The 14348-nt window shown below is 64.8% G+C and carries 15 protein-coding genes; 6 read left to right on the top strand and 9 right to left on the bottom strand.

The window, feature by feature from the left end; genetic code table 11:
• Positions 1-158 precede the first annotated feature (158 nt).
• The 4 genes from MIC97_RS15020 (at position 159) to MIC97_RS15005 (ending at position 3525) form a co-directional block, all read left to right on the top strand.
• Positions 159-800, top strand: a complete 642-nt coding sequence (locus MIC97_RS15020; RefSeq protein WP_239800674.1) for an FAD synthetase family protein — start codon at positions 159-161, stop codon at positions 798-800.
• Positions 797-1318, top strand: a complete 522-nt coding sequence (locus tag MIC97_RS15015; RefSeq protein ID WP_239800673.1) for a flavin reductase family protein — start codon at positions 797-799, stop codon at positions 1316-1318. The genes MIC97_RS15020 and MIC97_RS15015 overlap by 4 nt, the downstream gene beginning before the upstream one ends.
• Before the next feature lie 16 nt (positions 1319-1334).
• Positions 1335-2279: a LysR family transcriptional regulator gene (locus MIC97_RS15010; RefSeq protein ID WP_239800672.1), complete on the top strand. Its 945-nt coding sequence runs from the start codon at positions 1335-1337 to the stop codon at positions 2277-2279.
• Between the two features lie 97 nt (positions 2280-2376).
• The gene (locus MIC97_RS15005) at positions 2377-3525 is read left to right on the top strand and encodes a muconate cycloisomerase family protein (protein WP_239800671.1); all 1149 of its coding nucleotides are present in this window, start codon (positions 2377-2379) and stop codon (positions 3523-3525) included.
• Here the strand turns inward: MIC97_RS15005 and MIC97_RS15000 are convergent, their stop codons facing one another.
• The gene (locus MIC97_RS15000; RefSeq protein ID WP_239800670.1) at positions 3526-4413 is read right to left on the bottom strand and encodes a LysR family transcriptional regulator; all 888 of its coding nucleotides are present in this window, start codon (positions 4411-4413) and stop codon (positions 3526-3528) included.
• A 129-nt stretch (positions 4414-4542) separates the two neighbouring features.
• Positions 4543-5418 carry a dioxygenase gene (locus tag MIC97_RS14995; protein WP_239800669.1) on the bottom strand — a complete coding sequence of 292 codons (876 nt, stop codon included), beginning with the start codon at positions 5416-5418 and terminating at the stop codon, positions 4543-4545.
• Between the two features lie 256 nt (positions 5419-5674).
• On the opposite strand from MIC97_RS14995, the gene MIC97_RS14990 reads away from it, so the two are divergent.
• Positions 5675-6061, top strand: a complete 387-nt coding sequence (locus MIC97_RS14990) for a hypothetical protein (protein WP_239800668.1) — start codon at positions 5675-5677, stop codon at positions 6059-6061.
• Positions 6058-6894, top strand: coding sequence for an alpha/beta hydrolase (locus tag MIC97_RS14985; RefSeq protein ID WP_239800667.1), 837 nt, complete (start codon positions 6058-6060; stop codon positions 6892-6894). The genes MIC97_RS14990 and MIC97_RS14985 overlap by 4 nt, the downstream gene beginning before the upstream one ends.
• Positions 6895-6922: 28 nt before the next feature.
• Here MIC97_RS14985 and MIC97_RS14980 read toward each other — a convergent pair whose 3' ends face one another.
• The 7 genes from MIC97_RS14980 to MIC97_RS14950 form a co-directional block, all read right to left on the bottom strand.
• Complete coding sequence (locus MIC97_RS14980) at positions 6923-8128, bottom strand: FAD-binding oxidoreductase (protein ID WP_239800666.1); 1206 nt, start codon at positions 8126-8128, stop codon at positions 6923-6925.
• 77 nt (positions 8129-8205) lie between these two features.
• A complete protein-coding gene (locus MIC97_RS14975) occupies positions 8206-9225 on the bottom strand; it encodes a TIGR04086 family membrane protein (RefSeq protein ID WP_239800665.1) in 1020 nt (339 codons plus the stop codon).
• A 93-nt stretch (positions 9226-9318) separates the two neighbouring features.
• Positions 9319-9633, bottom strand: a complete 315-nt coding sequence (locus MIC97_RS14970; protein WP_239800664.1) for a hypothetical protein — start codon at positions 9631-9633, stop codon at positions 9319-9321.
• On the bottom strand, positions 9630-11924 hold the full coding sequence (locus MIC97_RS14965) for an FdhF/YdeP family oxidoreductase (protein ID WP_239800663.1): 2295 nt from the start codon (positions 11922-11924) through the stop codon (positions 9630-9632). Before MIC97_RS14965 ends, MIC97_RS14970 begins: the two co-directional genes overlap by 4 nt.
• A gap of 164 nt (positions 11925-12088) precedes the next feature.
• Positions 12089-12382, bottom strand: a complete 294-nt coding sequence (locus MIC97_RS14960) for a DUF6522 family protein (RefSeq protein WP_183827598.1) — start codon at positions 12380-12382, stop codon at positions 12089-12091.
• Positions 12379-13620: an NnrS family protein gene (locus MIC97_RS14955; RefSeq protein ID WP_239800662.1), complete on the bottom strand. Its 1242-nt coding sequence runs from the start codon at positions 13618-13620 to the stop codon at positions 12379-12381. Before MIC97_RS14955 ends, MIC97_RS14960 begins: the two co-directional genes overlap by 4 nt.
• Positions 13617-14084 carry a group III truncated hemoglobin gene (locus tag MIC97_RS14950; protein WP_239800661.1) on the bottom strand — a complete coding sequence of 156 codons (468 nt, stop codon included), beginning with the start codon at positions 14082-14084 and terminating at the stop codon, positions 13617-13619. The genes MIC97_RS14955 and MIC97_RS14950 overlap by 4 nt, the downstream gene beginning before the upstream one ends.
• Positions 14085-14348: the final 264 nt, after the last annotated feature.

The raw sequence follows: 14348 nt of genomic DNA, 5'->3' as shown, positions 1-14348 counted from the left end.
GTTTCCTCCCGTGCTGGATCGGGAAGAACTCTCTCATCACCCTCGCGCTTCCATAAGGTATCGTGCCTTACCTGTGCGGGCATTGCCGCGAACCGCCTGCTCCGCCAGCCTGAAACCATCGGTGATCATGCCGCCAGCGTCGGGAAGGAGGAGTCCGGATGCCAGCATCGCTATCGCACACCCCGGTTTCAGCACGCCGCACCAAAGATGCGTGTCCCATAGACGCCTGCCCCTCGGGTGCATCCATTGCCATAGGCGCTTTCGATGGCGTCCATCTCGGTCATCAGGCGGTGATCGGCGCCATGCTGCGCCGGGCGCGCTCGCAGGGGCTGGCAGCTCTCGTTCAGACCTTCGACCCGCTGCCCAAGGTGGCATTCGGGCGGGGCCGGCCGATCTGCCCGCTCTCCGAACGGCTGGCACGCATTTATGCCCTCGGCGTCGACCGGGTGCATGTGGCGGACTTCACGCCGGACTACGCCGCGCGCCCGGCCGAAGCCTTCCTCGACGATCTGAGCGAACTGGGCGTGCGGGAAGTCTATGTCGGCGAGGATTTCCGCTTCGGTTGCGGCCGCACCGGCGATCTTGCACTGCTGGCCACCCGCTTCTGCGTGACGACGGCCGAGAGCGTTACCTGCCCGCTGGGCGAGCGCATTTCCTCCACCCGCATCCGCGGCCTGCGCGCCAGCGGCCAGCCCGGCGCGGCCCGCGCCCTGCTCGGCCTTCTGCCCGGCGCCTTCGCCCTTGTGCAGGAAGCTGCGGCCCAAAATCTTTCTCCCCTCGATCTGGAGATGTTGTCGTGACCACACTGGCCCCAGCACCTGACGCCCCCGTTCTGGACGCCCCCGTTCTGGACGCCCGCGAATTCCGCAATGCCTGCGGCGGGTTCAGCACCGGCGTGACGGTGATCTCCACCCGCTGCGGCGAAGGCGACCATGCCATGACCGCCAACGCCTTCATGTCGATCTCACTCGATCCGCCGCTGATCGCCATTTCGCTGGCCGATACCGCGCGCATGTTGCCGAGGCTGCGCGCCGCAGGGGCTTTCGCCGTCAGCGTGCTGCGCGAAGGCATGGAGGACATCGCCTGGCATTTCGCGGGCAAACCGCGCATCGAAGGTGCCGCCCCGTTCTCGGAACTCGGCGGGCTGCCGGTGATCGATGAGGCGGCTACGGTGTTCGTTGCCGATGTCCACAGCGAGATGACGGCGGGCGACCATGTCATCGTCGTCGGACATGTGCATTCCATGCGCAGCGATCCGCAGGCGCGCCCCCTGCTTTTCCACGGCGGACGCTTCGCCTGCCTGCCGGAGGTGGCATGACGATGCCGGAAACAAGATGAGCGCCGAAGACGGTGCCAGCACGGCGCAGCCCTTCGACATCAGGCGGCTGCGCTACTTCCTCGCCGTGGCGCGCGAACTGCATTTCGGTCGCGCTGCCGACCGGCTGGGCATAGCCCAGCCGCCACTGTCACGCATGATCTCGCAGCTCGAACGCGATCTCGACGTGCAGCTCTTCGACCGCAGTCGCAGCCAGATCGGGCTCACCCAGGCGGGCGAGCTCCTGAAGACGCGGGCGAGCTACATTACCGAGGAAATCGAGCGCGCCGTGCGCGATGTGCGCCTTGTCGGCAAGGGCGGCTCGGGCGTCTTGCGCGTCTCCTTCGTCGGCTCGGCCACCCACGGCCCCTTCCCCACGCTGATCAAGCGTTTTCGTTGTGCCTTTCCGGAAGTGGACCTGCGGCTCAGCGCCATGAACAATGCCGAATCCCACGAACAGCTCATCACCCGCGCCATCGACGTGGCAGTGGTGCGGCCCAGCCTCGATGACGCCACCCTGCGCCAGCAGCTTTTCGCCGAGGAACCGCTGGTGGCGGCCCTGCATGAAAACGCCGCAAAGGAGCTTGGCGGTTCGATCCGCCTCGCCGCGCTGAAAGACCAGCCTTTCGTGCTGTTTCCGCGCAAGCCGCGTCCCTGTTTCGCCGACATGGTGCTCGGCCTGTGCAGCGAGGCCGGCTTCCAGCCGCCGCATATCGTGTGGGCGCCGGATTACCAGACCGCCATCAGCCTCGTGGCCGTGGGCGAGGGCATCTCCATCGTGCCGGCCTGTTGCGAGGCCGCGCACCGGCCAGGCGTCAGCTTCTGCCATCTCAGCGACGCGCAGGCCCGTACCCGCCTGTCGATCTGTGCCCGCACCGACAACCAGAGCCCGCAGGTCTTCAAGTTCCTCGACTTCGCCCGCTCCTTCGCTCGCTCGCTGACAAACGGACAGGCGGCGGCATGAGGTGGGCGGTATCGCGTCAGACCTGCCGAGTATTGGACAATCGACCGCACCAGCCCGAAACTCACGGCATTGATTGCACTGAAGAACTGGACGTGACGTGACCACCATTGATCATATCGAAAGCATCATCATCGACGTGCCGACCGTGCGCGGCCATGTCCTGTCGATGACGACGATGATGACCCAGTCGGTCGTTCTCGTGCATGTCCGCTTTTCGGACGGATCGGAAGGCTGGGGCGAAGGCGCTTCGATCGGCGGCCTCTCCTACGGCCCCGAAAGCGTGGAAAGCATCAAGCTCGCCGTCGACAGCTACATTGCGCCGGTGCTGCTTGGAAAGGACGCCGACCGCATCGCGGCGGCTTGCGGGCTGATGGCGCGCGCGGTGAAGGGCAATCATGCCGCCCGCGCGGCCGTGGAAACGGCTTTATGGGACGGGCTTGCGCGCCGGCTCGGCACTTCCGTAGCGCAGCTTTTCGGCGGCCGCATCCATGAGCGACTGCCGGTGGCGTGGACGCTTGCTTCCGGCAACAGCGAGACCGACATTGCCGAAGCCGAACAGATGCTTTCGGAACGCCGGCATCGCGATTTCAAGCTCAAGATCGGCAAGCGCAAGGTGAAGGACGACCTCGCCCATGTCGCGGCCATTGCCCGCGCCGTCGGCGACCAAGGCACCATCCGCGTCGATGTCAATCAGGCGTGGAGCCTGACCGAGGCCCGCTACGGCGTGAAGGGGTTGCAGGAGATCGGCTGCGTGCTGGTCGAACAGCCGGTGCCGCGCGAACGTCTCGACGGCCTGCGCGCCCTAACACAGGGCTACGAGATCGCCATCATGGCCGATGAGGTGCTGCAAGGCCCGGCGGATGCCATGCGCGTCGCCTGCGAGCACGCCGCCGATGTGTTTGCGGTCAAGGTGTGCCAGTCCGGCGGGCTGCTTCCGGCCGCCGAGGTCATCGCCATTGCGCGCGCCGCCGGCATCGGCCTCTATGGCGGCACCATGCTGGAAAGCGGGCTCGGAACCGCCGCTGCCGTGCAGCTCTTCTCCACCGTGCCGGAACTGGCATGGGGCACGGAGCTGTTCGGCCCGCTGCTTCTGACCGAGGAAATCCTCGCCGAACCGCTGGACTATCGCGACTTCTCCGTCGCGGTCCCCACGGGCCCCGGCATCGGCACCATGCCCGACCCGGACAAGGTGAAATTCTATCGCCGCGACCGCAGCGACAGCCTGCGCGCCGTCGGCGCGCCCTGATCAGACCACCTTGCGCGCCACCTTTTGCGCCAGCGTCACGAAATTGTGGACGTGGATGCCCTGCTCGTCGATGCGGTGATTGACGGAAATGCCGGTGCGAACCGTCAGGCCCGCAATCTCGTGATAGCGCACGCCATGACGCTGTGCCGTTCCGACGGATGCCGGCACCAGCGCCACCCCCTCGCCCACAGAGACCAGTGCGATCGCCGTCTGGAAATCCATGGTGAAGACCCGGCGTGAAATGTCGGCGCCTACGCTTTCGCAGGCTTCGATCACCACATCGGCAAACGAGGGGCGCGGATATTCCGGGTAGAGAATATAGGAAACGGCCCCAAGCTCGGGCAGCGAAACTGGTCCGGGCGCGGTGATCAGCGCATCGGGTGCGGCCAGCACCAGCGGCTCGTCGATGAGCTTGCGGGTGACGATCTCGCTGTCATTCAGCGCCGGGCGCGCGATGGCGATGTCGATGTCGCGCCTGATCAGCGAGCGCTGGAGCTGGGCGTTGTTCATCGGCACCAGCGACAGGTTCACTTCCGGCCAGGAGGCGCGGAACGACTTCAGGATCGTTGGCAGCATGCCGTAGGTGGCCGAGCCGACGAAGCCGATGCGCAGGCGCCCCTCCGCGCCCTGTCCGATGCGCCGGATCTCCAGCCTGATGTCGCTCAGCTCTGCCAGCAGGGCCGAGCCGCGCTCATAGAAGCGCTCGCCGGCCTGCGTCAGCGAAATGGCGTTGCGGCCACGGTTGATGAGCTGCGCGCCGAGATCGGCCTCGATCTGCTGGATCTGGCGCGACAGCGGCGGTTGCGCCATGCCCAGCCGCTCGGCGGCGCGGCCGAAATGCAGCTCCTCGGCAAGGGCGATGAAATATTCGATCTGCTTCAGGTTCATGCATCTGCTCCCTGTGCTCCAAGCTGACGAAATGCCGTGTTGATGGCAAGCCGCGCGTCCGGGCCGGTCCAAACGCAAAATGCCGCGCCCTTCCGGGGCGCGGCATTCATATGCTTGGGAAGATGAAGTTTATTCGGCCGCCAGCCTCTGCTCTTCTGCGTGCGGCCGCAGCGTGAAATCGAAGCGGACGTAGAGGTCGGTGTCATCGCCCGGCCGGCCCTTCTCGAACGTCGCGACGAGGCTGTTCTTGACCGCGAACACGGAGTCTTCGTCCAGCCATGGGCTGTCAGCGTCGAAGACCTGGCTGACCAGAGTGCGATAGCCATCCTTGGCGAGGATGAAGTGGAGGTGTCCCGGCCGGTTGGGGTGATGGCCCATGTAGCGGATGAGCTCGCCGGCCGTTTCGTTGTCCGGGATCGGATAGGGCACGGGGCGCACGGCGCGCAGAACGAAATGACCCTCCTCGTCAGTCTCGAAACGGCCGCGCAGATTGTATTCGGGCTGGTCCGGGTCGTGGTTCTCGTAGAGGCCGTTCGGCGCGTCTTCCCAGATGTCGAGGGTCACGCCGGCCAGCGGCTTGCCTTCCGTGTCGGTGACATAGCCTTCGACGAGTACGGTTTCCTCATCTTCGAAATGCTTCTGGACGGTCGACGCGCCCTTGGGCAGCACCGGCGGGTTTTCGCGATAGAACGGCCCGAGCACGGTGGATTCGCTCTCGCTGCCGTCGATCGGGTTCGACAGCATGTCGACCAGCACCTCGACGCCCAGAATGTCGCCGAGCAGGATGAACTCCTGACGCTTGTCGTCGCACACCTGGCCGGCCCGGGCGAGGTAGTCGCAGGCCTGAAGGAACTCGTGATGCTGGAGTTTCACATCGCGGCAAAAGCCATGCAGATGCTTAAGAAGCGACGTCATGATCTCGCGCTGGCGCGGCGAGATTTCGCCATGCCTGCCAAGCGAGTCGATAACGGCGTCGGTGACTGTGTCGATGGTTACGTTGCGCATGCCTATCCTCCCGGGTCTGCGATGACGGGCCCTGCCTGCCCGCTGTACCGTCCCAACTATTCACGCCTCCCCCGGCGCCGCCAATGCACCGCCCGGTATCGCCCGATACCCCGTCCTTCCCTACCCTCCGGTGCCTGCGGCGCGCCGGTATCGGGACATACCCCGACCGGCATTGCCTCGGAGGTGCTGCTGCTCTTGATGGAATGATGCCGCATTGCTCCGGGCAGGTCGATGCGACTCGGAGGACAAACACATCATGCTTGAAACCTTGTTGACGATGCAGCGGCGCCACAACGCCTCGCCGCATATTCTGCGCCTCGGACGGCTGTTTTGCGAAACCGTGCTGATCGAGGTCGAAGACCAGTCGTTCTATCTGCAATTCCGCGACGGGCAACTCATATTGGTCACGCCCGGTCCTTCGGCAAAGACACCGTGGCGCTTCGCTCTGCGTACCGACAGGCAGGCGCTCGAAGCGTTCTGGGAGCCTCGGCCCGCACCCGGTTTTCATGACATCTTCGGCCTTGTGAAGATCGGCCGCGGCCGTATCGACGGCGACATTCTGGCGCTGGTGAAAAACCTGCGCTTCTTCAAGGAATTCATGGCGCTCGGCCGCCCTGCAGCGAACGGGGAGCAGCCGGCATGAGTTTCGAGCCAGTCACCGGACGCTACATAAACATCACCGTCGCCGGGCGCGGGCAGCGCATCTATGTCGAGATGGCAGGCGAAGGCCGTCCGGTCCTGTGCCTCCACACGGCGGGTGCCGACACGCGGCAGTGGCGGCATGTCCTCAACGATGCGGAGCTTGCCGCCGGGCACCGCTTCTTCGCCTTCGACATGCCGTGGCACGGTAAATCCCTGCCGCCGCACGGCTTCGAGACCGAGGAATATCTGCTCACCACAGAAACCTATATCGAGACGGTTCTGGCGGTTGCGGATGCGCTTTCGCTGGAGAAACCCATTCTCGCCGGCTGCTCGATGGGCGGGCGCATCGCACTCCAGATCGCTGCACTGCATCCCGAACGCTTTGCGGGCTTCATCGCCATCGAAGCCTCGGATTTCCAGCCGGCCTGGTACGACATCGACTGGTTCCATCGGCCCGACGCCCATGGCGGGGAAATGGGCGCGGCGCTGGTTTCCACCAACATTTCACCCCACGCGCCGGCGGCAGACCGCTGGGCGACGCTGTGGATGTTCATGCAATCCGGCCCCGGCGTGTTCCGTGGCGATCTTTCGTTCTACACGAAGGATGCAAGCCTCATCGAACGGCTGCCCCTTATCGACACCAGCCGAACACCGGTGCATCTGCTGGTGGGCGCCTATGACCTGACCTGCACGCCCGACGATGCGAAACGCACCGCCGACGCCATTGCCGGCGCGACGCTGACGGTCATGCCCGAGCTTGGACATTTCCCGATGTCGGAGCACCCGCAGGCATTCCGGCCCTATTTCATGGATGCACTGAAGCGGATGGGCTGACCGGCCGCCCGCTTCACCGCCTTTCGCTTCACAGGGCAAAAATATCGGCATCGGTATCCCCGGCCCCGGCGAGACTGGTGCGGATCAGTTCGGCACCGATGCGGGAGAAGGTGATGCCGTTGCCGCCATAGCCCATCAGGGCAAACAGGCGCGGCTTGCCGGGAACCGGGCCGATAAGAGGAAGGCCGGTCGAGGTGTTGCCGAAGCTGCCCGCCCATGCGAATTCCGCGGTCGGATCGAGATCGGGAAGCAGCTTGCCGAGCTTTCGGGAAATCCGCTGCGTCTTCTCCTTCAAAAGCGCGTCGCGCTTGTCCTCATCCTCGAATTCCGCATCCTCGCCGCCGCAGATGACGCGACCGTCATGGGTGGTGCGCATGTAGAGATAGGGATCGGAAGCCTCCCAGATCAGCGCTTCACCCGGCCACAATTTCGACTTCGGCTGGCGTCTGGTGGCGATCGCCCAGGTGGAAATGATCTGGTGACGGTCATCGCTGACAACGTCCATCAACTCATAGCCGGTGGCCAGCACCACATGGTTTGCGGAGATTTCATGACCCGAGCGCGTCGTGACCTTCACGCCATCACGCCTGTGCACGATCTTCACTGCCTCTTCCGGCGCATGAAGGCGCGCGCCGCGCCGTAGCGCGGCCAGAAGCAGGCCGCCGGTCAGCTTGACCGGATCGAGCGCCAGATTGCCCTGCGACAGGATCGCGCCTGCACGATCGATGCCGAATCCAGACCGGAGCTGCGAGGCGGTAAGATAGCGCGCCGAAAGCCCGGCGGCGGCACGCATGTCCGCTTCCTCGCGCAAGGCCGAACCCGTCAGCACATTGCCGGCAAGGTAGAGCGTGGGACGCGGCACCATGTGGCAATCGATGCCAAGCTCGGCAATGCGCTCGCGCAGATTGCCGACAGCCAGCCGCGCGCGCCGCCATGCCCGCAGTGCGTTGTCGGCGCCGATCTTTTCCTTCAGCTCACCCAGCGGCGTGTCGACCTCATACTGGATGAGTGCCGTCGTTGCCGGCGTCGATCCGAGCGAGACGCCGCGCCTGTCGATCATCACGACATCATGTCCGGCCTCGGTCAGCAGGTCGGCCACCATGGCGGCCGAAATGCCCATGCCGACGATCAGCACATCGGTCGAAACATCCCCGGCCAATTTCGACTCGGCCGGTCTGCGGCTGCGGTAGGACATCCACACGGGAGTGCCGCTTCTGAGGTCAAGCTTGCGCATGAGCCGTCTTCCAATGGTGCGATGAAAAATGGAATTCGGGCGCGGGTTCCCTCGGGAAACCCGCGCCCATCGCCCGATCAGGCGAAGTGGTAGCGGTCGCGGCTGCGCATGCCGAACAGGCCTGCGAAGGACGCGACGGCAGCGCCCACAAGCGAGGCCAGGAAGCCCCACAGCGCCGCGCTGGAGGCGGCGGAGGCAGCTGCATCGGCCTGACGGCGAGCTTCCGCTTCCATCTCGTCAAGACGCTGACGGGCATTGGCGAGCGTCTGCTCGGCCTGATCGATGCGGGCAGTGATGGCATCGCGGGCCTTGGTGTAGGTTTCGACGGCCTTGTCGGCAGCCTGTTCGGCTTCCTCACGGGTCATGCCGTTGTTGACCAGCCCGGTCACGACATCGTCACGGTTGATGTCGCCGGCAACGGAATCGACCCGCGCCTTCAGGTTCTTGCCGAGATCTTCGGCGATACGGCCGAAGTCGCCCGGGTTGAAGGCAAGCTCGCGTCCGGCGCTGGTCACATCCTCGCGTGCCCCCTCAAGAACTGGTTCGAGGTTCTCCGGCTGCAGGGCTTCGATCTGCGTGTTGCGAAGCTGGCTGCGCAGGTCGCGGCGGGTCTGATCGAGATCGAACTCGCCGATCAGCTTGTCATCGACTGCACCGGCAAGGGCGGACGCTGCGCCACCAGCGGCATTGCCCGCGGCCCCGGCCACGCTGCCAGCCGCCGAAGCAACCGAGCCGACGGCCGAAGCCGTAGTGCGCGCGGCACCCGAGATCGCCATGACGCTGAGCACGATCGCCACCAGCATGGCAACCGCCCATGTCAGGAAGCCATGGGTGAAACCCGCGTTCCCGGCCAGCCGCCCGGCGACAAAACCGCCGGCCGCAAGGCTGATCAGAACGGCCACCGCCGAGGAAAAGCCGACAGCCATGCCCACGCCTTCAAGAGGGTTGCGCGCCTGCGCGTCGACCATGCCGAGCCCGAGCGAAGTGGTGAGCATGGAAAGCAGGATGGATACAGCCAGCACGGTGACCGCACCGGCAATGATCGCCCCCCACGAGGCCACGCGCGCATGTTCGTGGGTCGTCGTTACTTCTATCATGTCTGAACTCCACCAGATGTTGCCTTGAGCTGGCTGAACAACCATCACGTGGAAAAGTTCCACAACGCAGGGTTTACGTTGCGGCAAAACCGTTCAGGAGGGCGGAATTCCAAACGCGGCAAGCAGGCGCGCACCTTCGGGCCCGGACTCGTAGAAGGTCCGCATCGTGCGGGCATCGCGCCTCGTGACGCTGAGCAGTTCACCGGTTTCTTCGAGCGCCGTGATCTCGCGCAGCACCAGCGCATGCTCGATGTCGAGCAGACGCGAAAAGCTTCGGCTGTCGCGGGCTATGCCAAGATGATGTGCGGCCAGAAGCCCCGCCTGCAACGGGCTGAGGCGCGATTCCAGCCGCATCAGCCGTTCGGTGGTATCGACGAAGGCTTCGGCGTCCGGCTCAGTGCGCGTCACGCCGCCTCTGGAAGACGGAACTTCACCATGACGGATTTCGAGGTCGGCGTGTCGCTTTCCTCGCCGGCGCTGCCCAGCGGCACCAGGACGTTGAGCTCGGGATAGTAGCCGGCGATGCTGCCGCGTGGAATGTCGTAAGGCACGAAGCGGAAGCTCGGCGCCACGCGCTCGATGCCGTCATCATGCACGCCGACCACGTCGACCCGGTCGCCCGCCTCCGCACCCATCTCGCTCAGATCCTGCGGGTTGATGAAGATCACCTGCCGCTCGCCATAGACGCCGCGATAGCGATCGTCGAGCCCGTAGACGGTGGTGTTGTACTGGTCGTGCGAACGGAAAGTCTGCAAGGCGAAGCGATTGTTTTCACGCCGCGCCCGCTGGTGCACGGTCTCCAGCGGCAGCGGCCCGGCGAAGAAGGTGGCCTTGCCGGCCGGCGTGTTCCATTCCCGATGGGCGGCACTGTTGCGCAGATGGAAGCCGCGCGGCTTGCGCAGGCGCTTGTTGTAATTCTCGAAGCCCGGAATGGTGGCGGCGATATGGTCGCGGATGCGATCATAGTCCTCAGCCAGCGCCATCCAGTCCACCTTGGCGGAACCGACGGTGGCGGCAGCAATGCCGGCGATGATCGCCACTTCGGAGCGCAGATGGCGCGAAGCGGGGCGGTTGATGCCGCCCGAGCCGTGCACCATGCTCATGGAATCCTCGACGCTGACGAGCTGGGACTGTCCCTGCGCGTTGAGGTCCATCTCGGTGCGGCCGAGGCAGGGCAGGATGAAGCTGACCTCGCCCGGCATGAGATGCGAATGGTTGGGCTTGGTGGCGATGTGGACGGTGAGCTTCTGCTTCGCCAGTGCCTTAGAAACCAGCGCGCTGTCCGGCGTTGCGCGGGCAAAGTTGCCGCCGAGGCCGATGAAGGCCTGCGCCGAGCCGTCTAGCATGGCGCCGATGGCCGCCAGCACATTGTGCCCGTCCTTGCGCGGAGCGGTGAAGCCGAACTCCTTTTCCAGCGCATCGATGAAGGCCGCCGGCGGCTTCTCGTTGATGCCGACGGTGCGGTCGCCCTGCACGTTGGAATGGCCGCGCACCGGGCACAGCCCCGCTCCCGGCCGGCCGACATTGCCGCGCAGGAACATGAAATTGGAAATCTCGCGGATGGTGGCAACCGAATGCAGATGCTGGGTCACGCCCATGGCCCAGGTGCAGATGACCCGATCGGCGCTCATGTAGACGTCCGCCGCCCGCTCGATCTCGGCGCGCGTCAGGCCGGACTGGTCCTCGATCTCGTCCCAGCCGGTGGCCTCGACCGCACGGCGATAATCCCCGAAGCCCGCGCAATGCTGGGCAAGAAAGGCATGGTCGAGAATGGAAGGCCGGCCGGCCGCCACGGCCGCATCCTCGGCCGCCAGAACCACCTTGGCCATGCCGCGCACGGCAGCCATGTCGCCGCCCAGCGCGGGCTGGAAATAGTGACTGGCAATGTCGGTGGAGCCGCCCCGGATCATCTCGATCTTGTCCTGCGGATCGGAGAACCGCTCCAGACCGCGCTCGCGGATCGGGTTGAAGACGACGATGCGCGCACCGCGCATGGCCGCACGCCGCAGGTCGCCCAGCATGCGCGGGTGGTTGGTGCCGGGGTTCTGGCCGATGACAAAGATGGCGTCGGCCTCCTCGAAATCCTCAAGCAGAACCGTGCCCTTGCCCACGCCTATCGACTGCCTGAGGCCAACGCCGCTCGCCTCGTGGCACATGTTCGAGCAATCGGGGAAATTGTTCGTGCCATACATGCGCACGAAGAGCTGGTAGAGATAGGCCGCCTCGTTGCTGGCCCGGCCCGAGGTGTAGAATTCTGCGCGGTCGGGATTATCCAGCCCGCGCAGGATGGTGCCGATCTCGGCGAAAGCCTGTTCCCAGTCGATCGGCAGGTAGCGGTCGCTGGCGGCGTCGTAGCGCATGGGATGGGTGAGCCGGCCGTTGAGCTCCAGCTCATAGTCGGTCAGCGCGCGCAGCTCCGTCACCGTATGGGCGGCGAAGAATTCCGGCGTGGCACGCTTTTCCGTCGCCTCCCATGCGACAGCCTTGACGCCGTTCTCGCAGAACTCAAAGGAGGAGCCGTGCTCCGGATCGCCCCACGCGCAGCCGGGGCAATCGAAACCGTCCGGCTGGTTGGCCTTGAGCATGGTGCGCGCGCCGGTCAGCGGCGAACCGCTGGCCAGCAGCTTCTTGCCGCAGCTTTTCAGAGCACCCCAGCCGCCGGCGGCAGCCGATTTCTTGCCGATGAATGTCGTAACCATGCCTTATAGATCGTGCATCCGGACGATGCGTCAAGGCGGCTGACCTAATGGTACGATAGGAGTTTTCTATTGAAAATAGGCTGGAGAAACAACCAGCTACAGTAAAAACGATGCTTTTGGCGGCATGATGCGAACGCGCGTCATTCGCCTGATTGCGCTTACGCTCACGCCGGCCTTCCACTGCGCAGGGGTACGAATTCGAGGTGCTCGTCGGAAATCGCGCCATCCGGGCCGACGATGGCCTGCCATCTTCGGTTGCCGCAGCGCACGGTGAGCCGCCATTTGCCTTCGTCTTCGCCCTCGCCGCGCTCGACTGTGCTGGCCACCATGCCGCGCCGCATGAAATCGCGCAGGGTTTCGGCCGGCCAGCCGAAATGTTTCGCCAGCAGATCGGCGTCGAGGGTAAATGCGCCGGCTGCGTCTCGCGCCACGAGAGGATGTCGGACAAAGGCGGTCATGCAGGTCTTCCCGGCGGTTGCGAGGGCTGCCTGGGTTTCAGTTTCGGCTGCAGCAACATGCCTCCATAGCGCAGGCAAAAGCCGAAAAAAGCAAGTGCCCACAAGCCGGCCGACAGGTGCAGAAGACCGATCTCGTCCGGCATGAAAGCGGCAATGATGCGCGCCAGCGCGGCAAGCACGATCGCCGCATAGATCAGTCGGGTCGGCACATCGGCCCGGAGGTCACGCCCGGTATGACCGAGCGTCGCGCGGGTCATCACGGCCAGCGTCATGGTGCCTATGGCGCCGACGCCGAAGGCATGAAGGGCGGCAACTGCCGGAACGCTGGCCGGGTCGAGCGCCGAGATTCCGCCCAGCAGCAACCCGGCGGGCACGAAGAGGTAGCCGAGGTGCAGGATCAGCACCAGCGGATCGCGCAGGGTGCGGTCTCCCGCCCAGCGGGCAAGGCGGGCGAGATGAAGAACCCCGGCCAGGCACAGCACAAGGCCCGCCATCATGCCATCTGGAGCAACCGTCCACAAAAGCAGGGCAATGGCGCAGACCAGCAGCGTGATCTTGTCGAAGCTGTTGAAGGGAACCGGCAGCCGGCCGGGATTCTCACGCACCATCCAGTTGCGGGTGAAGCTCGGGATGATGCGTCCCCCGATGATGACGATCAGCATCACGGCAGCGCCGATCGCCAATCTGCGCGCGTAGTCGCTGGAGCCGCCAAGGCCCGCTTCGACGTGGAACAGCACGTTGGCCAGCAGGAACACGGTGGCTGGAACCAGCACCATGAGGTTGCGCCAGTTGCGACCGGCGACGATCTCCTTCGCCGCGGAAGCGGCAACGGCGACGAGGAACGCGCAATCGATGATCGCGGCGGCGATCCAGCCGATCTCGGCGGAGAAGAAGACGGCGAAGCGACCTGCCAGCCACAAAAGCACCAGCGCCAGCAGCGGTGCGCCCCGCACGGGCAGGCGGCCGGTCCAGTTGGGAATGGCGGTGAGCAGGAAGCCGGTGATGATGGCCGCCAGATAGCCAAACATGGTTTCGTGAACATGCCAGTCCACCGGCGTAAATGTGCTGGAGGTCTCGATGGTGCCGCTGAAGATCGGCAACCATGCCAGAACGACCAGACCCGCATAAAGCGCACCGAGCAGGAAGAATGGCCGGAACCCGTAGGATAGCAGGGCGGGCCACTCGCCTCCGCGACTCTCTCCTACGTCGAGTGGCAGATGCTTCGCGCGGGCCGTCATGACAGCGTGTCCTCAAGGATGGGTTGGATTTTCAGCGAATCCTCCCCGTGGTGGAAAGCAATGGCCAGCCGGAATGAATGCGCGACGCGCATGGCCCTGTCCATGAACAGCGCCGCCACCTCCGGCGGGCAAAGCTTGCGAACGGTCGCCCTGAACAGGGTGAGCCAGCGCCGGAAATGCGCTTCACCAAGTCCCGGGAGCCTTAGATGAGGCGCCAGAGGGCGGCCATCGTAGCGGCCGGTGCGCAAAAGGGTTGCCGACCAGAAGTCACACATCTTGTCCAGATGGTGAGGCCACTCCTCCGGCGCGATTGCGCCCATGAAAATCGGCCCCAGTAATTCGTCCCTGCGGATTTCGTCGTAGAATCCGTGAACGACCGCGACGATCATCTTCTCGTCCAGAACCTCGGGCAGCGGCTTGCCATCCACGACGATGGTGCGTTGCGGGGCGGGGCGTCCCTTCATACCGAATTCTCCATGGCCGCTCCTGCGGCTTCACCTGCAGCATCGGCGCCGGTATTTTTTCGCACCCGCAAGGCCTGCGGGTGCACGGAACCGATCATCCGTCTCACCGCTTTTCTATTAATGGCGCCTGATGTGGCCAAATACAACAAGTGCAACGCGTGTGGGACTTTGTGTCTCGCCGGTCGTGAACTGGCAAAAACTTCAACACAGCAGCCTACCGGCCATTTCATACTATAGTCGAAGGTCTCATCCTGATCGATCGCC

It is taken from the genome of Aquamicrobium sp. NLF2-7 (assembly GCF_022359935.1).
Taxonomy (GTDB): Bacteria; Pseudomonadota; Alphaproteobacteria; order Rhizobiales; family Rhizobiaceae; genus Mesorhizobium; species Mesorhizobium lusatiense.
This window is presented reverse-complemented; position numbering and strand designations above follow the sequence as displayed.